The following is an 18928-nucleotide window of genomic DNA, read 5'->3' on the forward strand; positions in this document are numbered from 1 at the left end:
AAATGGGAAAGTAATTCAGGTCTTTAAATGAATCGCTTTCCCTATATGCAAATATAAGTAATGTCCCATAAAGGGATTATCAATCAAAAAAGAATATAGTATTTTTTATTGGATAGTTAAAAAGGAAGATCGTCCGCTGTGTCGTTCAGTTGGGGGGGTATTTCCATATTGGGGAAATTATCACCTGTATTGCTGCCTGTATTGCTGTGATGTATGGCATGTTCGGCATTGTTCAGGTCCATACGTTTATCGAGCATAACGAGGTTATCGCCTACTACTTCAGTGGCAAACTTCTTATTACCCTCTTTGTCTTCCCAGCTACGGGTACGGAGGCGTCCTTCAATATATACAAGGCTACCTTTGTGCAGGTACTTTTGGGCTAATTCAGCCAGTCCGCGCCATAATACAACTGTATGCCATTCTGTTTGGGATATCAGCTTACCAGCCCTGTCTTTGAATGTTTCTGTTGTAGCCAGCGAAAACTTAGCTACTGCGATATTACCTTCTAAAAACTGTACGTCTGGATCTCTACCCAAGTTGCCAATCAGGATTACTTTATTAACACCTCTCATTGTTGCAGGTTTTAATCTATTGATTTTAAACTATTGAAAATATACGCTTCTTATAAATGAACAACCTTTCTAAAGTTAATGTTTTTTTCAAATCGACAGTGAAAATTTTACTGTATAGTTTTTAGCTCAAATACCTTGCCGTAGCAAGTTGAGCGCTGTTGACAGGCAGTAAGTTTTCGTATCAGAACAGGGTCAGTTCCCTGTTCTTTAGGAAGTCGGTTATGGTTTTGGGAAAGGCGTAGCTGTCCAGCTGATTACGGGGGACTGCGGTATAGCCCTGTATTTCAGGCTTTTTACTAACAGAAAGGAGTAGGAACTGGCTATGAATTGTCTGGTGTGTAAGCTGCTGTTTAAAGGTAGCAGAAGCCGCATCCATGTTGTAACGTATATCACCCATGATCGCTTTAAAGGCTGCGGATGACTGTAACGTGGCCGGATCTTCAGGACCGGAGGTCTCTATCAGTATAAACTCGTGAAGGTTTTGCCAGATATCATTTTCGGTACGTTTGCGGATATAGACGTTGTCTTTATGCTGCAGGACAAGGTAGTAGAAGTACCGTTTTTTGATAACGAGTTTCTTGGTTTTGACAGGCAGGAGGGCGGTCAGGCCCTGTTGATAGCCTTTGCATTTTTTAGCCAGGGGGCATGTGTTGCAGGCAGGTTGCTGAGGTTTGCATACTACTGCACCAAAGTCCATAATGGACTGGTTATACGAAGCCGATAAACCGTGGGGGAGTAGTTCCTGTGCCAGCTGTGCAAATTGCTTTTTACCTGCGGTACTGTCAATTGGGGTGTCTATATCAAAGAAGCGGGATAATACACGGAACACGTTGCCATCCAGCACGGCATGTGGCAGATTAAATGCGAAGGATGCAATAGCAGCCGCCGTGTATGGTCCTATGCCTTTGAGTGACAGGATGCTATCATGCGTATTGGGAAAATGACCATGATACTGTGATACGATCTGTTTTGCAGCGGCCAGCATATTCTTACAACGTGCATAGTAGCCCAGGCCCTGCCAGAGGCGGAACACCGCTTCTTCCGGCGCAGCAGCCAGGTCCTGTACCGTGGGATAGTTTAAGATAAACTTTTCGTAGTAGGCCCATCCCTGTTCCACACGTGTTTGCTGGAGTATGATTTCAGACAGCCATATCCGGTAGGGGTCTTTCTCGCCTTTCCAGGGCATGGAACGGGTATTCTCGTTATTGTTCCAGTCCAGGAGTGCATTCGTAAAAAACTGCTTCATTTCTGCAAATATAATAGGATGAGTTGTAACCGGAATAATGGTAACGGCGAGACTGTTTGTATAGTTATTTATTCAGGAGAGTGGAGTGAAAAGGGGATAGGGAAAATTCTTCATCTGCGTTAGATATATTTACGATAATTTTCAACTGTAGGGCGGTAGCAGTTAATTGGAATGGAAGTTGTTGAAATATAGACGAATATGTGGAAAAACGCGTTATAATAAGCAAAGAGTGTTTATTTGTTAACGGTTGAGCAGGAGAGATCTTTTTCATTAAGTAAAGAAAAAAAAGGCGAAATGAATATATTTTTTTGTATATTCGTTAATGTGTGGTTTAGTGAAATATTGTGATTTACCCTAATGAATATGTACTTGTACTGGCCTGGCGCAATGGATCCCTCTCTTTTGGTGATAGCCTGTTAAATACGTATTTTAGAAGTAAGTAACTGATTCGCAAATAAATACATTAGATAATTGCTTGGTATAAGAAAAAAAGTTAAAATTTATTTGCTTAAAATTCAGCAATTAGAAAAAAATAAATAATTTTGGGACAAGTAATCCTTCGCTTCAATTATGAGAAAAGCTGACTTAATTAACAATATTGCTGAAAAAACCGGCATACCTAAAGTAGATGTGTTAGTAACACTAGAGGCCATGTTTAAGGAGGTCAAGGAAGCGTTGGCTAATGGCGAGCATATCTATATCAGGGGCTTTGGTAGCTTCATTACGAAAAAGAGAGCTGCTAAAATTGGCCGTAACATCAAGAAAAACGTTGCCGTTGAGATTCCGGAGCATTTTATTCCAGCGTTTAAGCCTTCTAAAGAATTCGTTGCAGAAGTAAAGAAGCTTAAAAGTTCGTAATTTTGCAGCCTAATATTTAAGGCGTGCAAAAATCACAAATTCTCCTGGTCGGTGCCGCAGCGACATTACTTGTAGTATTAGTCGCCTTCGGCCGCACCGTGCCTCATTCGGATAAAAAAGCGATGCCAACTGCCGATCATATGCATGACGGACAGAGTGGAACACCTATTGCCTTTGATGAATTGCTGGCATCTGCCAAGCAAAAAATCCCTGCAGACAAACTCGTTTCGATCACCGCCTTGGAGAACAAGACGGTGCGAGGCGACGTTAAAACACAGCAAATAGACGCTTACAAACAATTATATGCCTCCTGGGACAGCCTTAACCAACTGCCCATAGCTGCGTATTATCTTGGCGAATCTGCTAAGTTGGAAAATTCCGAAAAAAGCCTCACCTTTGCAGCCAATTTATTTTTAGAACATCTGGAACACGCAGAGGACCCTGCTATTGCCAAATGGGAAAGCGAACAGGCCATCGGCCTGCTGGAAAAAGCTATTAATCTGAATCCGGCAAACGACTCCCTTAAAATTAAACAGGCGCTGCTGTATATGAATACAGGAGAACCTATGGTAGGTGTCCAAAAACTCAGGGATGTGGTGGCAGCCAATCCTGATAACGCAGATGCTCAGATCACGCTGGCAAATCTAGCTATTCAATCAAATCAGTTTGATAAAGCCATAGAAAGGATGGAAGCGTTCACGCAGAAACATCCTGAAGAGGCTAAAGCTGTATTTGTATTAGCAGAAGCGTATCGCGGCAAAGGTGATATTAAAAAGGCAGTTGAATTGCTGGAACACTGTAAGACACTGTTACAAGATCCCTCACTGAAGGCCGAAATAGACACGTATATTAAGAGTATTAAATAATATTCATTTTTTCAAACATTAAAACTTATTAGCGTATGCCTTGCGGTAAGAAAAGAAAAAGACATAAGATAGCAACTCACAAGCGTAAAAAAAGACTGAGAAAGAACCGGCATAAGAAGAATAAGAAATAATTTTCTCCTATTTCCCGCCATTTATACTAACCAGGTTTTATTTGCGGCGCGGTGATCGGATAAAAATTTTTATATATCCTGCATGATTTTAGCGATTATTGTTAAATTGCTGAAGTCATGCAGGTTTTTCCACAAATCCCGCTTAGAATTCCGGATATTACCTGCTGATCGCTAAACCCTTAAGCAATCCATCATCACGTACGCTGGCTTTCCGCCAGCAGTAATCTGGTATGCAGTACGCTGTTATTAAATAGCCCGTGCATAACTCAAAGGTGAAGTTATAATGGTTAAAATTTTGGACGCTTGAACAAGGAACTTATTATAAATGCGGCACCTACCGGTGTGGAAATAGCGTTGCTGGAAGATAAGAAATTGGTTGAATTGCATCATGAGAGCGGCAATCCCAATTTTTCTGTAGGGGATTTATACCTTGGGCGGGTGAAAAAACTGATCCCAGGCCTCAATGCGGCTTTTGTTGATGTGGGTTTTGAAAAAGATGCCTTCTTACATTACACAGATCTTAGCCCATATATACGTTCTATACTCAAATTTACCCAGCAGGCTATTTCGGATAAAACCCCCGAAGGGTTTGACTTTACAAAGTTTAAGAATGAGCCGGAAATCGTAAAGACCGGCAAAATCACAGATGTGCTGGGCGGAAAGCCCAACATCCTGGTGCAGATACTAAAAGAACCGATTTCCTCTAAAGGTCCTCGTCTTAGTTGCGAAATTTCTCTTCCCGGAAGATTTATCGTGTTAACACCCTTTAATGACATTGTCGCAGTATCTAAAAAGATACACTCTTCCGAAGAAAGAAAAAGATTACAGAAGATAGTCGAGGCGATCAAAACGCCCAACTTTGGTGTAATTGTCCGCACGGCGGCTGAAGGAAAGAAAACGGCTGAACTGCATGAGGATCTGACCACTCTTGTGGAAACCTGGAAAAATATACAGGCCAACCTGCGTGGCTCACAGCCTCCGCAGAAAATCCTGAGTGAACAGGCCAAAACCACCAGCATCTTACGTGACCTTCTTAACGAAAGCTTTAACCGGATCGTGATCAATGACCGGAACATGTTCGCTGATACCAGGGCCTATATTCAGAAAATAGCTCCTGAAAAACAGGATATCGTTCAGCATTATCACAACGGCGCTCCCATTTTCGATCACTACGGCGTGACCCGCCAGGTAAAAGCATCCTTCGGGAAGACCGTCAACCTGGACAGTGGCGTATACCTGATCATAGAAGCAACAGAAGCATTACATGTCATAGACGTTAATAGCGGATATAAAAGCTCCAGCAATAACCAGGAACAGAATGCACTCGCATCCAACCTGGAAGCCGCCGGTGAAATAGCCCGCCAGCTACGCCTCCGTGACCTGGGTGGTATCATCATCATCGACTTCATTGATATGAAGTTGCCCGAAAACAAGAAAGTAGTATATGAAGCCATGGAGAAATTCATGGCGCAGGACAGAGCCAAACACACTATCCTGCCTATTTCTAAGTTCGGTTTGATGCAGATCACCCGCCAACGTGTAAAACCTGAAGTCACCATATCAGTGGCGGAAGATTGCCCTACCTGCCACGGCACCGGTAAAATAGGCGCTTCTGTACTGATTATTGATGAAATCGAAAAGAACCTCCAATACCTGATCAACCATCAGCATAAAGGTCTTACGATCAGGGTACACCCTATATTTTATGCCTACCTGGCTAAAGGTTTCCTGACCTCCCGCCGGTGGAAATGGTATTTCCAGTATAAAAAATGGGTCAGGATCAAAGCTGATTCTAACTATCATCTGACAGAATATCGCTTCTTTGATGCCAACGAAGAAGAGATCAAATTATAATTACATCCTAACTGCTTTATCTAAAACGCTTAGCACAATATTGTGTTAAGCGTTTTACATTTGTACTATCAAACATTTCAGCAGCAATGGCTGTTGTTCTTTAAAATGCTACCTCCAGGGGACTTTCTCACTCATTACTAAAACTCCTATTACGTTTATGTTTTTGCGTTACACGTGTCTTTTACTTTCCTCAATTATCTTCTTGACTGCCTGTGGCGGACGATTCGGCAGAAAAAAAGGGCTCGTGAGAGACACCTCCCATTATACCCAACAGGAATATATCGATCTCACGCTGGACAGTAACACGGTTAACAGGTTCCTCGAAACAGATACCGCTTATGCTGAATACATCCGTGATTTCTACCGCCAGCGTGATTTTCACTATGCATGGATCGGCAATGATGGTCAGCTGACAGAGCAGGCAGGTAACTTCATCAATATGATGAAAGCAGATGCGGAGTATGGGCTGCACGACAGTACCGTGATCAGTAAACCCCTCCGTGAAATGTATGATACATTGCTGATGGAGGGAGAAAAACTACGCCCAGGTGATAAAGCTGCCCCTACAGCAGAGCTGCTCCTCACCGCGCAGTTCTTTGCCTATGGAAATAAGGTATGGAGCGGGTTGACGTCAGATAGTGCCAAGTCGCTGGAATGGTTTATTCCACGTAAGAAAATAAACATGGAAAGCCTGCTGGATTCCATGGTGAATAAGCCTGCAAGCGCATTTGAAGAGCCGGTAAACAAACAGTATAAATTGCTGCGCGATCAACTGAAGAAACTGGATGTGCTGGAGAAAATGCAGTGGGATTCTTTAAAGGGAACCCGGAAAATATATAAAGCAGGCGAACAGGATATACTGATCGCAGGTGTAAAACACAGACTGCATCTGCTGGGAGATCTGGCCGTAGCCGATACCTCACAGTTGTTTACACCCGCACTCGACTCTGCTATCCGTAATTTCCAGGATCGTACAGGACTCAAACCCGACGGTACCATCCAGCAATCTTTGCTGAATGCCCTGAACATTACTCCTAAACAACGTATCCGTCAGATACTGATCAATATGGAACGTATTCGCTGGGTGCCTGCTGAACCACCGGCAAAATACCTGTTGGTCAATATCCCTGCATTTAAACTCTATGTATATGATAATAATCAGCTGGACTGGAGTTGCAATGTGGTAGTCGGAAAACCGGGCGCAAATACGGTCATCTTCAGCAATGAAGTAAAATATGTTGTCTTCGCTCCCTACTGGAATGTACCTCCCGGTATACTTGTGCACGAAGTATTACCTGCAATGAGGAAAAATCCAGGTTACCTCGCACGACAGAATATGGAAGTGGTGACTGGTTCAGGTGGCCCGGTAAATGCAGGGTCGCTGAACTGGAGTAAATACTCAGGCGGCAATTTCCCTTATATCATACGACAGAAACCCGGCGGACATAACGCATTAGGGAAGGTAAAATTCCTGTTCCCCAATGAGTACAACATCTACCTGCACGATACGCCTTCCAAGGGTTTATTTGGAGAAAATAAACGCACATTCAGCCATGGTTGTATCCGCGTATCAGCACCACAGCAGCTGGCAGAATGGCTGTTGCGCAGTGATTCTTCCTGGACAAAACAAAAGATTGTGGAAGCCATGAACGGTAGCAAAGAGAAGTTCGTCAGCCTCAAAGAAAGAGTGCCGGTATATATAGGTTATTTTACTGCGTTTGTAGACAGTGACGGCCGGCTGAATTTCCGTGATGATGTATACGGACATGATGCTAAACTGGCAGCCACATTGTTTGGCAGTAAGTAAAGAAAGAGGCCTGCACACGGGCCTCTTTCTTTTTACTAATTATTTGCTCGCAATGACAGAGATCTCTACATTCACACCTTTAGGCAGTGCAGCTACCTGTACTGTTTCACGGGCTGGATAATCGCTGGTGAAATAAGAACCATATACTTCATTGATCAGCGCGAAGTCATTCATGTTCATAATGAAAATGGTACTCTTAAGCACATTACTGAAGTCCATACCCGCCTCTGTAAGTATACCCTTCAGGTTTTTCATTACCTGATGGGTCTCAGTTTTGATATCATCCAGCACCAGTTGATTGGTTTCCGGATTGATGGCTATCTGTCCGGATACAAACAGCAGATTGCCTGATAATACCGCCTGGTTATACGGGCCGATAGGAGCAGGAGCGTTATTCGTATTGATGATCTGTTTTTCCATGAGCATAAAAATAGGGTCTTATTATTAGTTATTAATTAATAGGTTTGCGAAAATTTTGCACATGAATATCCTCGTTATAGGAGAGGAGCCACATTATGCGGCTTTTCTTGAAAAGGGTGGTTTGAATGGGCACCGGGTGCAGCAGGTTACATCGCTGGAGCGGACAGGCACACTGGCTGATCATGAGCTGGTAGTAGACCTGAATTTTGATGAGCATACCGGACGGGCGCGTATCTACGCCAAGTACCCACAGGTACCGGTACTGGCTTCCATCGTACGCACCTCTTTGTCAGAACTGATGAGCAATTACGCTTTCGAACAGGGATTCAGTATCATTGGATGTAACTGGCTACCTGGATTTGCAGCAATGCCCGTAACAGAGGTATCTGTGATAGGAGAAGAGCAAAAGCCGCTGCTGGCAGAGATAATGACTTCATTAGGTTGGGAATATGAAATTGTGGAAGACAGGGTCGGACTCGTGACGCCAAGAGTGATCTGTATGATCATCAATGAAGCGTACCTGGCTGCTGAAGAAGGAACCGCTTCCAGAGAAGATATCAATACTGCTATGCGACTGGGAACTAATTATCCGATGGGCCCTTTCGAATGGTGTGAAAAAATAGGTATCAGGCACGTATGTGGTGTGCTGGATGCGGTGTACAAAGCCACCGGTAATGAACGGTATAAAATAAGCGCATTGCTGGCACGTGAAGCCGGTATGAATGTGACTGTCATGTGAAATCATTAAACTGAAAAACATTGTCTTTAATACTGCACATAGATACAGCTACTTCGGTAGGTTCTGTTTGTCTTTCAAAAGATGGACAAGTACTGCAAACACTGGTAAACGATAAACAGCAGGATCATGCAGCATCCATGGTGCTGTTTGTGAAGGATATCATGCAACAGCAGGGCATCGCACCCGCTGATCTCGATGCAATAGCTGTAAGCGCCGGCCCTGGTTCCTACACCGGGCTCAGAGTTGGTGTGGCTACAGCAAAAGGACTGTGTTACACATGGGAAAAACCATTGATAGCAGTATCAACATTGCAGATGATGGCGCAGGGCATTTTGTCACGTACGCAAGACGTGAATGCGTTGTATTGTCCGATGCTTGATGCAAGAAGAATGGAAGTATACACCGCAATGTATGATGCTTCATTGAATACCACGATCGCACCGCATGCGCTAATACTCACTCCTGAGGCTTTCGCCGAACAGATAGCAAAACATAAAATATACTTCTTTGGGAATGGTAGTGACAAATGGCAGCAACTGATGTTACCTTCGGATAACGCAGTGTTTGTTACCTACACATTGAATGCTGCGGATATGGTGCCGTTAGCAACCGCTGCTTTTGCCCGTAAAGCATTTGAAGATGTAGCTTATTTCAGCCCGTTTTACCTCAAGCCTTTCCACTCTACAATGAAAAAATAGGTCATTTTCACAGGTTGAAAATCCATCCATCGATATGATAACAGGCTTTTTATGTCTTATTAAGAAGCGTAATTCCTACACTTGCGTCAATTTGTGTCATGAAACTGTCAAATTACGTTTATTTGGCAAGTAATCAGTGTGCATATATTAAAAAATAAGGTATAGAAGTTTTTTTTATTACGACTAATATTATATTTTTGTATAAATCGATACCCGGTTATTGTTGTCTAACAAGTTATGGGTTTACTGTCCGTTGATCCCTTTCATTTCATCATTTTTTAAAACTATTATGCGATGGAAAAAACATTATTAACGACCTCTTCTAATACTCTTATTATTTCTAGAGGTACCAATGAAAAAGACCAAATTAAATTGGATTACATTGCCGTTAAGAAGGCAGCTATGGTTTTACGTGCGATAAACCATAAGCTCCGCCAGCAGATGATTAAGCTGCTGGAAGATCACAAAAAAATGACAGTAACTGAAATCTACGTTAAGCTGCGTCTGGAGCAGTCAGTAGCTTCACAGCATCTGGCTATTCTGCGCCGTGCCGGCATTGTGATTACAGAAAGAGATGGTAAGTTCATTCACTATACGATCAACAAACAGCGTATAGCAGAAGTTGCCAAATTCGTGGAAGAGCTGGTAGGCTAATCTGGTTTTGGAATACTGGTCATACAGCATTACTTACATTAATCCGGGCCTAACTAAGAGTATATAAAAGGACTTTTAGTTAGGCTCTGATTTTTTGTAGTGATCTCATTTTCGTTTCGTACGATTTAATTAAAGGTATTATTCCGGTTATGAAGATAACGGGCGGACTGTTTTATGCCTGATCATCCTGCACGGATTTAAATCCGTATTTTTGCAGATAAATCAGAAATCAAAAACCATGTTCGTCAAGCAACTTTATACCAATTGCTTATCAGAAGCCGCCTACTTTATTGAGTCAGAAGGAGAAGCTGTTGTGATTGACCCGCTAAGGGATATTGACGCTTACCTTGATTTAGCTAAAGAGCGTAACGCTACCATTAAGTACATTTTCGAAACGCACTTTCATGCCGACTTCGTATCCGGTCACCTCGACCTGGCTGCAGCAACAAAGGCACCAATTGTATACGGTCCTGAAGCAGTGACCAATTTCCCGATATATCTGGCTAAAGACAAAGAGAAATTTACCATCGGTAAACTGACACTTGAAGTACTGCATACACCGGGACATACACTGGAATCAACCTGTTACCTTTTATATGATGAAGCAGGAAACCCTGACAGCCTGTTCACCGGCGACACACTGTTCGTTGGTGACGTAGGACGTCCTGACCTCTTCAGTGGTAACCTTACCAAAGAAGAACTGGCCGGTTACCTGTATGATTCATTGAACAATAAGATCAAGGTATTGCCGGATAACGTGACCGTATACCCTGCACATGGTCCTGGTTCATCCTGTGGTAAGAACCTGGGCCCTCATACCTACAGCACATTGGGAGATGAGAAAAGCGCTAACTATGCACTGAAAGCTGAAGATAAAGATGCCTTCATCAAAGAAGTAACATCTGGCCTGAGCACTCCTCCATCTTACTTTCCGATCAACGCCCGTATCAACAAAGAAGGATATGATGCATTACAGGCAGTAATGGAGAAAAGTAATCGTCCGCTGTCCGTAGCCAAAGTGAAAGAGAAACTGAAAGACGAAGTATTGATCCTGGATACGCGTCCTGCAGCTGAATTTGCGGAAGGTTTTGTACCTGGTTCCCTCAGCATTGGTCTGGAGGGCCGTTTTGCAGAGTGGGCAGGAAGCCTGCTGCCGTTTGGTGAAGAGATCATCCTGGTAACAAGCCCTGGTAAGGAAGAAGAAACCATCGTACGTCTGGCACGTGTAGGATTTGACCACGTAGCTGGTTACCTGGAAGGTGGTTATGAAGCCTGGATCGCAGCTGGCGAACAGCGTGACCTCATCATCACCGTAGAGCCGGATGAGCTGGCGATGGACCTGCCTCATGACGAGAACCTGGTGATCGTAGACGTTCGCAAGCCCGCGGAGTACGCAGATGGTCATATCGAAGGAGCAATAAACCTAAGCCTCAGCGACATGACAGATCCTGGAAATCTGGCTGATTTTGATGATAATCATAACCTGTATGTACACTGCCAGGGTGGGTACCGTAGTATCATTGCCTGCTCTATGATGAAGAGAGAAGGTATTCACAATATCCGCAACGTGGATGGTGGGTTCAATGCAATGAAAACACAGGAAGGACTGAAGGTGGTGCAGGAAAAAAATGTGCTGAATTAATATCAAAATATTGATAATGAAGGCTCCGCAGTACCGCTGTGGAGCCTTTTTATTTTCGCAGGTATACTTTTTGACCCTTTTCCCGAAAACCTTGCAATGGGAAAACTCTTAAACGGACAGATTGCGCTCGTTACCGGTAGTAGCAGCGGTATTGGCGCGGCAATAGCAGTGGCCTTCGGTGAGGCGGGTGCTACGGTGGTAGTAAATCATCACAGCGACAAAAGCCTGAAAGACGCAGAAGAAGTACTGGCAAAGATTAAGGCGGCAGGTAGTGACGGTTTCATTCAGCAGTGTGATATCAGTAAGGAAGACGAGGTGAAAGCCATGTATGCGGAAATATTTTCCCGCTTTGGTACGATAGACATAGTCGTAGCAAATGCCGGTATCCAGCAGGATGCCTCTTTTCTTGATATGACACTGGAGCAATGGAACAAGGTGATCGATACCAATCTTACCGGACAGTTCCTCTGTGCCCGCGAAGCTGCCCGTGAGTTTAAACGCAGAGGGGTGGTAGAAGGCCGGTCAAAAGCCGCGGGTAAGATCATCTGCATGAGTAGTGTACACGAAGTAATCCCCTGGGCTGGTCATGTGAACTATGCTGCCAGTAAAGGCGGGGTGAAGCTGTTAATGGAGTCCATGGCACAGGAACTGGCTCCGCAACGTATAAGGGTGAACAGCCTGGCTCCCGGAGCCATTAAAACCCGTATCAATGAAGATGCATGGGATACGCCGGAAGATGAAAAGAAACTCCTGGAACTCATTCCATATGGCAGAGTAGGAATACCCGAAGACGTAGCTAAAGCAGCCGTGTGGCTGGCCAGCGACGAGAGTGATTATGTGACCGGAACGACACTTTTTGTGGATGGTGGAATGACCCTTTACCCGGGGTTTGCAGATAATGGTTGATTAACAGTTGTTTGTGGCAAAACAATATAATGGTTTAGCATGTTATTTGTTTTACTTAGTTAAACTTTTAACCATGAAATGTAAAGCTTTCCTCATGGCGGGAATGATGTTCCTGGCCGTATGTTTATTCTCCTGTTCGCCAAGTGATTCCAGCGTTCAGCAATCTGTTAACGAGAAACTCACCGCTAGCCCCGGCGTAACTGCTGAGGTGAAAGAAGGTGCAGTAACCCTTAATGGTGAAGTAGCTGATGATGCTGCAAAGATGGCCGCTGAAGATGCCGTTAAAGGCGTTAGCGGCGTAAAATCTGTGACTAACAATATTATGGTGCAGGCAGCAGTTCCGCCGCCTCCTCCTCCAGCAACAGCTGATACTGCTATGAGTGCAGATACCACTGTTAAAAAGTAACTGACCCGGCTGAATTGGTGAGTTAATACTAGCCAATTCAGCCTTTTTGTTCCTCTCTGTACTCATGTTTCCACCTTCTGTGGCTCCACACCCATACCTCAGGTTGTTCCCTGATATTCCCTTCCAGAAATCTCACAAACGCTTCTGTAATTGTTCCCTCTGGTACTGCTGCTGGTTCTTCGAAAGCAAGTTTTAAGGTGGCGTGGTAATAACCGCGCCTGGTTTTACGGATATCCACAAATACAACAGGAATATTATTTCTACGTGCCGTCATTTCCGGACCCTTATAAAACGCGGTCATTTTATTCAGGAAGGGCACCCAGTAACTTCGCCTTGGATTACCGGGATTCTGATCGGCTACCAATGCGATCAGGTATTGTTTGTCCATCCAGGGCAACATGCTGTTCTTGATATCATTGGCAGGTAATAATGTACTACCGAACTTCTCACGGAAATGCCTGAATACCCTGTCGCCGACCTTACTGGTCAATGGCATATATACTACCAGGAAAGGATAATTCACGCCCTGCATACAGAACAGATTAGCCCATTCCCAGTTGAAGTTATGTCCGAGGTGCATCTGGCAGCTCTTCCCCCTGTTATACAGGTCGTGCAGTACACGCAGATCGCATATAAAGCGGCGTTGTAATTCCTTTGGGCTGATGGTCAGCAGTTTGACTGTTTCCACCATCATATCTGTCAGATTGAGATAATACTTCTTTGCAAGCTGTGTGATCTCCTGCTTGTTCTTTTCAGGAAATGCCTGCTTCAGGTTCTCAAATACAACCGATCTGCGATAACCAACAACGTAATAAATGATCAGGTATAAAACATCACTTATGCGATATAATAACCATAGCGGCAATATTGAAATGCCGTACATAAATGCCAGTAACAAATAATACATGTCATCAATTTCTATAACACAATATTCTGTACAAGGGCGCTCTTCTGAGGATAGTCTGTATTAAAATGTAAACCGCGGCTTTCTTTACGGAATGAAGCTCCCTTTACAATGAGATAGCCAACAGTGATCAGGTTTCTTAATTCACATAGCTGAGGAGATACTTCTGTTCTCTCGTACAACTGCTCCGTCTCTTCATGCAGAATGTCAAGCCTGCGGCTCGCGCGCTGCATACGTTCATTTGTACGCACGATACCAAGATAGTCACTCATGATCTGCTTCAGCTCTTTCAGGCTCTGGGTGATGAGGATCATTTCTTTGGGAGCAGTGGTGCCGCCGGCATTCCAGTCAGGTACCTTCGCTTCAAATGAGATGGTATTTATTTTCTCAATACTGTCTAAATAACAACGATGTGCAAATACCATTGCCTCCAGTAATGAATTGGATGCAAGTCTGTTGGCCCCATGTAAACCTGTGCTGGAACATTCTCCGCAGGCATACAGGTTATTGATGGACGTACGGCCGTATTCGTTCACTTTAATACCGCCACAGCTATAGTGTGCAGCTGGCGCTACCGGTATCATGTCTCTCTGTACATCTATACCCGATTCCAGGCATTTATCATAAATGTTTGGAAAGTGGTGTATGAACTTCTGCATGTCCATATGCCGGCAATCCAGGTATACGTACTCGGTACCGGTTATTTTCATCTCACTGTCAATCGCTCTTGCCACAATATCACGTGGTGCCAGAGACAGACGTGGATCATACTTATGCATGAAATCCTCTCCATGTATGTTGCGTAAGATACCGCCATCGCCACGTACTGCTTCCGTGATCAGGAAGGCATTATTGACGCCTGGCTGATACAGGGCGGTAGGATGGAACTGGATAAATTCCATATTCTCGATCCTGCCTTTTGCACGGTATACCATGGCTACACCGTCACCGGTAGCAATGGTCGGATTGGTAGTACTACGGTACACCTGTCCGTTACCGCCGGTAGCCAGCACAGTGATACTGCTTAATACCTTTTCGATCTTATTGGTCAGCAGGTTCAGCACATATACACCATAACATTCTATGTCAGGAGTAGATTTTGTAATGAGATAGCCGAGGTGGTGCTGGGTGATAAGGTCAACTACGAAACAATGTGTGACCAGTTCGATATTGGGCTGTTTGTGTACCGCATCCAGCAGGGCGCGTTCAATTTCCTTACCAGTGACATCCTTATAGTGGATCACGCGAAATTCGGAATGACCGCCTTCTTTACCCAGTGAAAAGTCGCCTGAAGAATTTTTATCAAAGTTGGCGCCCCATTCAATGATCTCATTGACACGTTCCGGACCTTCTTTTACAACGATTTCCACAATTGCCTCGTTACACAGGCCGTCGCCGGCAATCAGTGTGTCTTCGATATGCTTTTCAAAGCTGTCATTCTCGAGGTCGTTCACTACGGCTACTCCACCCTGTGCATATTTTGTATTGGTCTCGTCTTCACGCGATTTGGTGATGATGGTAATTTTCTTGTCAGGACATGCGGCCGCAACCTTGAGGGCATAGGTCAATCCTGCTATACCGGAACCAATTACTAAGAAATCTGTTTGTTTCATAAGCTGTTCTCATCAAGCAAGGACCAAATGTACGGTTTATGTGCGGTTTATGTGTACCGATTTATTGCGTAGCATAACCCCTGCGCATGCGCAGGTAGAGTAGCCCGCCCAGTACCAGTCCCCATTGCGCCAGTCCATAGGTCAATACGATAAAGAAAGGACCTGTCTCCATGGGGTGATAGAAGTGATGGATCGCGATAAGCGCACAGGATATGATATATAGCCCAGCCCCTGCCAGGGCATACCATCCTGACGGTTGTTCTTTTAGCCTGAACGCATGTTTCACCGCCTGCAGCATTACGGAGGCAATGATCGCAAACCCCAGTACTGGTATTGTCATGGATCCCAGATAAGGCATTATGAAGAACATAAAAGCAATAATAGCTGCCTGCATTCCAATGATAAATGCCCACTGACAACGGGGGAGTGGGTAGTTAGAATACCTGATCTTCAGGAAAAAGGCAATGTACGCAAGTAATGACACGCCGAATGTGGCCAGTGCAAAAGTGAAAAAGAGGGGATACTGATCAGAGAAAAGCAGGAAAATATCACCAAATCCTGTCAGGAAAAGTGCGGCCACCATAGGAACCCGGAAAACCGAAGGCACACCCTCTGTTCCCAGAATAAACTGTATAACCAGTATAAATGACAGCAGGAACTTGGATGCGTAAGACAGTACTTCCAGATGGAACACGATGGCTAGCAGGTGAACAAATAACGTGACGGCATATAAGATGTTAAAGACACTTCTTCCTTGCATAATAAAGAGGAATAATGCCTTAAAATACGATTTCTTTACCTAAATGGTTTCAGCTTACAGGAAGTAATACTGAAAAGGTGGTGCCATTGTTGCCGGAACGACTCACTTTCAGTTGCCCGCCATGCGATTGTATGATCTGCTGTGAAAGGCTCAAACCAATACCACTGCCTTTTTTCTTGGTAGTATAGAAAGGTATAAAGATCTTATTCATTGCTTCTGCATCAATACCCGGACCATTATCAATGATCTCAATATGCAGCTGATTAGGGCTATTCATGGTCGCCTTTACCTCTATGGAAGGTGTGGGCGTCTGTTCCAGTGCATCCATGGCGTTTTTGATCAGATTGATCATCACCATCTGCAGCTGGGCTACATCCGCATGGATCTCCGTTCCTGAAGACTCAATCTCGTAGTGGTAATAAATACCTGCCTGCTTTAACTCCGGCTGCAGCAAACTGCTTACTCCAGTGATCAGTTCTTTCACATTAACATGGGTGAACTGTGGTTTAGGCAATGTCGTATAATCCCTGTAAGCGTTGACAAAGTTCATAATACCCTTGCTCCGGCTCTTAATGGTTTCCAGGGCTTCCTGTAAATCGGCAATGGCCTCTTTCTGGGCCGCCTCCGGAGAAATGTCCTGCTCTACGATATCCTGCATGGTGCCTATCAGCGATACAATAGGCGTGACGGAGTTCATGATCTCATGACGGAGTATCTTGGTCAGATTCTGCCATGCTTCCAGTTCTTTTTGTTGCAGCTCGGCATGAATGTTCTGCAGCGAGATCAGCTTGATCAACCGGCCCTGCAGCCTTACACTGGCGGCATGAATCGATAATTGCTGTTCCTGTCGTGTGCGGTATAGTAATTTGCTGCCGGAACGTATCTCCAGCAGATATTCTGCTAACCCCGGGTGGGTGTTTTTCAGCTCAGAAATATTCCTCAGCCGGTAAATGCCCAGTAACCGGAAGGCGGCAGGGTTAATGAGTTCAATACGCCCTTCCGTATCAAATGACAGTACGCCGATGCTGATATGCTGAACGATCGTATCAATATATTTCAGGTTCGCCTCTTTTTCAGCCCTGGTTTGCCGGAAAGCTTCCAGTACTTCATTGAACTGGTGGTTCAGTGCCTGGAAACTCTTACCCAGTTTATTATCAGCACTGAACCTGATCGAAAAGTCTTCATACCGGATAGACTCCAGGAACAGGGTGAGTTTCCTGTTTACCCGGTTAATATAGTAGTACATGCCATATATCTGCATACATATAAGGATGGCCATGGCAATGCCAGGGAAGGCGCCCAGCACAGACCATACCCACACACTGGCAATTGTGCTGACGGTAAGCAGGATGATACGCAGTAATATATTGACACTGAACTTGTTCATTGTAAGCTACTAGATGTTATATTTTTCCAGTCTTCTGTACAGGGCGGCTCTGCTTAATCCCAGTTCCTTTGCAGCTTCCGTAATATTGCCATTACATTTTTTCATGGCCTGCGTAATGATGTTGCGTTCCATTTCCTCCAGGTTATAACCGGTATTGAGGGTCTGGTCCTGTACAGGGTTCTTCACAAACACGTCCTTAGGCATCAGGATCTTACCCTGGCACAGAATGACCGCTCTTTCCATGGCATGTTGCAGTTCCCGGATATTACCCGGCCATTCATACTGTCTTAATTGCTGTGCCAGTGTTTCATGGATGGACGTAACGGTGCGTTTATATTTTGTCGAATATTTCTGAAGGAAATATTCTGCCAGTGGTACGATATCTTCCAAACGTTCCCGTAAAGGAGGGAGCTGGATCTCTATGGTGTTGATACGATAGAGTAAGTCCTGCCGGAACTGATATTCGGCAGCCATACGCTGTATATTCCGGTTGGTGGCCGTAATAAGCCTGACATCCACCGATATGGATTTATTACTGCCTACCCTGGTCACAGCCCTGTTCTGGAGTACAGTCAGCAGTTTGGCCTGTAACGGCAGGGAGATGTTTCCCAGTTCATCCAGAAAGATCGTTCCACCGTTGGCTTCTTCGAAGCGGCCGGTACGGTCTTCCCGGGCGTCGGTAAAGGCGCCTTTCACATGTCCGAAAAGCTCACTTTCAAACAGCGTTTCACTGATCGCTCCAAGGTCTACACTTACAAATGATTGTTTATTACGGAGTGACAGGGCATGTATATGTCTGGCAAGAAGGTCCTTTCCGGTACCGTTTTCTCCCAGGATCAGGACGTTGGCGTCGGTACTAGCCACCCTGGCAGCGGTATCGAGTACCTCCTGCATAGCAGGACTGCTACCGATGATCTGAATGTCCGATTGTGGAGTGGCCACTGCAACCGGTCCCTTTTCCTTATTACCATGCTTCTTATTGTAGGCTGCCTGCATGGTAGCCAGCAATTTGTCATTTTCCCAGGGCTTGAGCACAAAGTCGACTGCGCCGGCTTTTATAGCCCTTACTGCCATTTCCACATCTCCATAGGCGGTGAACAGTACAACGGCTACTTCCGGCCTGATGTCCAGGATGCGGTCCAGCCATTCAAACCCCTCTTTCCCGCTACTGAGGTCGCGGGTGAAGTTCATGTCCAGGAGAATAACATCATATTCGAAATTGGTAACGAGGTAGGGTATCTTTTGCGGATTACGTTCGAAATCCACCTGTTCAAAGTGGCGCTTTAACAATAAACGTGCAGCACGCAGCACGTCCATGTCATCATCTACAATAAGAATTTTACCGGGCAACGGTGTGGTCATAAAAGTAACGTCTTATCTAAGTTATTGCTGTAATGAATCCGCAAACAGTGTTCCCGACAGGGCTTGTGGAATGGCTGCCCGTGGCGGATGCGGCCACTGGCAA

18 protein-coding genes are annotated in these 18928 nt (G+C 44.7%); 10 read left to right on the forward strand and 8 right to left on the reverse strand.

Features of this window, described 5'->3' with window-relative positions:
• Nucleotides 1-116: 116 nt before the first annotated feature.
• The gene (locus tag GWR21_RS20265) at nt 117-572 is read right to left on the reverse strand and encodes a single-stranded DNA-binding protein (RefSeq protein WP_162333509.1); all 456 of its coding nucleotides are present in this window, start codon (nt 570-572) and stop codon (nt 117-119) included.
• 181 nt (nt 573-753) lie between these two features.
• A complete protein-coding gene (gene mutY, locus GWR21_RS20270) occupies nt 754-1818 on the reverse strand; it encodes an A/G-specific adenine glycosylase (protein WP_162333510.1) in 1065 nt (354 codons plus the stop codon).
• A 570-nt stretch (nt 1819-2388) separates the two neighbouring features.
• Between mutY and GWR21_RS20275 the strand changes: the two genes are divergently transcribed.
• The 4 genes from GWR21_RS20275 to GWR21_RS20290 all read left to right on the forward strand — a co-directional run bounded on the left by GWR21_RS20275 (nt 2389) and on the right by GWR21_RS20290 (nt 7334).
• The gene (locus GWR21_RS20275; RefSeq protein WP_073084475.1) at nt 2389-2676 is read left to right on the forward strand and encodes an HU family DNA-binding protein; all 288 of its coding nucleotides are present in this window, start codon (nt 2389-2391) and stop codon (nt 2674-2676) included.
• Nucleotides 2677-2699: 23 nt separating this feature from the next.
• Entirely contained in the window at nt 2700-3542 is an 843-nt protein-coding gene (locus GWR21_RS20280) for a tetratricopeptide repeat protein (RefSeq protein WP_162333511.1), read from the forward strand.
• 434 nt (nt 3543-3976) lie between these two features.
• Nucleotides 3977-5527 carry an Rne/Rng family ribonuclease gene (locus tag GWR21_RS20285; protein ID WP_162333512.1) on the forward strand — a complete coding sequence of 517 codons (1551 nt, stop codon included), beginning with the start codon at nt 3977-3979 and terminating at the stop codon, nt 5525-5527.
• Between the two features lie 244 nt (nt 5528-5771).
• Nucleotides 5772-7334 carry a L,D-transpeptidase family protein gene (locus tag GWR21_RS20290; RefSeq protein WP_162333513.1) on the forward strand — a complete coding sequence of 521 codons (1563 nt, stop codon included), beginning with the start codon at nt 5772-5774 and terminating at the stop codon, nt 7332-7334.
• Between the two features lie 39 nt (nt 7335-7373).
• Here the strand turns inward: GWR21_RS20290 and GWR21_RS20295 are convergent, their stop codons facing one another.
• Entirely contained in the window at nt 7374-7754 is a 381-nt protein-coding gene (locus GWR21_RS20295) for a RidA family protein (RefSeq protein WP_202928969.1), read from the reverse strand.
• Between the two features lie 61 nt (nt 7755-7815).
• On the opposite strand from GWR21_RS20295, the gene GWR21_RS20300 reads away from it, so the two are divergent.
• From GWR21_RS20300 to GWR21_RS20325, 6 genes are all read left to right on the forward strand, one after another.
• The gene (locus tag GWR21_RS20300; RefSeq protein ID WP_162333515.1) at nt 7816-8493 is read left to right on the forward strand and encodes a 3-hydroxyacyl-CoA dehydrogenase family protein; all 678 of its coding nucleotides are present in this window, start codon (nt 7816-7818) and stop codon (nt 8491-8493) included.
• 20 nt (nt 8494-8513) lie between these two features.
• Complete coding sequence (tsaB, locus tag GWR21_RS20305; RefSeq protein WP_162333516.1) at nt 8514-9191, forward strand: tRNA (adenosine(37)-N6)-threonylcarbamoyltransferase complex dimerization subunit type 1 TsaB; 678 nt, start codon at nt 8514-8516, stop codon at nt 9189-9191.
• Nucleotides 9192-9485: 294 nt separating this feature from the next.
• On the forward strand, nt 9486-9845 hold the full coding sequence (locus GWR21_RS20310) for an ArsR/SmtB family transcription factor (protein ID WP_012788619.1): 360 nt from the start codon (nt 9486-9488) through the stop codon (nt 9843-9845).
• Between the two features lie 238 nt (nt 9846-10083).
• Complete coding sequence (locus GWR21_RS20315; protein WP_162333517.1) at nt 10084-11487, forward strand: MBL fold metallo-hydrolase; 1404 nt, start codon at nt 10084-10086, stop codon at nt 11485-11487.
• A 96-nt stretch (nt 11488-11583) separates the two neighbouring features.
• The gene (locus GWR21_RS20320; protein ID WP_162333518.1) at nt 11584-12393 is read left to right on the forward strand and encodes an SDR family oxidoreductase; all 810 of its coding nucleotides are present in this window, start codon (nt 11584-11586) and stop codon (nt 12391-12393) included.
• Nucleotides 12394-12466: 73 nt separating this feature from the next.
• A complete protein-coding gene (locus GWR21_RS20325; RefSeq protein WP_162333519.1) occupies nt 12467-12799 on the forward strand; it encodes a BON domain-containing protein in 333 nt (110 codons plus the stop codon).
• A 37-nt stretch (nt 12800-12836) separates the two neighbouring features.
• Here GWR21_RS20325 and GWR21_RS20330 read toward each other — a convergent pair whose 3' ends face one another.
• From GWR21_RS20330 to GWR21_RS20350, 5 genes are all read right to left on the reverse strand, one after another.
• Nucleotides 12837-13706, reverse strand: coding sequence for a lysophospholipid acyltransferase family protein (locus tag GWR21_RS20330; RefSeq protein WP_162333520.1), 870 nt, complete (start codon nt 13704-13706; stop codon nt 12837-12839).
• Between the two features lie 11 nt (nt 13707-13717).
• On the reverse strand, nt 13718-15316 hold the full coding sequence (nadB, locus tag GWR21_RS20335; RefSeq protein WP_162333521.1) for an L-aspartate oxidase: 1599 nt from the start codon (nt 15314-15316) through the stop codon (nt 13718-13720).
• A gap of 61 nt (nt 15317-15377) precedes the next feature.
• Nucleotides 15378-16076: a lysoplasmalogenase gene (locus GWR21_RS20340; protein ID WP_162333522.1), complete on the reverse strand. Its 699-nt coding sequence runs from the start codon at nt 16074-16076 to the stop codon at nt 15378-15380.
• Between the two features lie 49 nt (nt 16077-16125).
• On the reverse strand, nt 16126-17463 hold the full coding sequence (locus GWR21_RS20345) for a sensor histidine kinase (RefSeq protein WP_162333523.1): 1338 nt from the start codon (nt 17461-17463) through the stop codon (nt 16126-16128).
• A 9-nt stretch (nt 17464-17472) separates the two neighbouring features.
• On the reverse strand, nt 17473-18825 hold the full coding sequence (locus GWR21_RS20350) for a sigma-54-dependent transcriptional regulator (RefSeq protein WP_162333524.1): 1353 nt from the start codon (nt 18823-18825) through the stop codon (nt 17473-17475).
• Nucleotides 18826-18928: the final 103 nt, after the last annotated feature.

Origin of the sequence: Chitinophaga agri, from assembly GCF_010093065.1 — a bacterium.
Classification (GTDB): domain Bacteria; phylum Bacteroidota; class Bacteroidia; order Chitinophagales; family Chitinophagaceae; genus Chitinophaga; species Chitinophaga agri.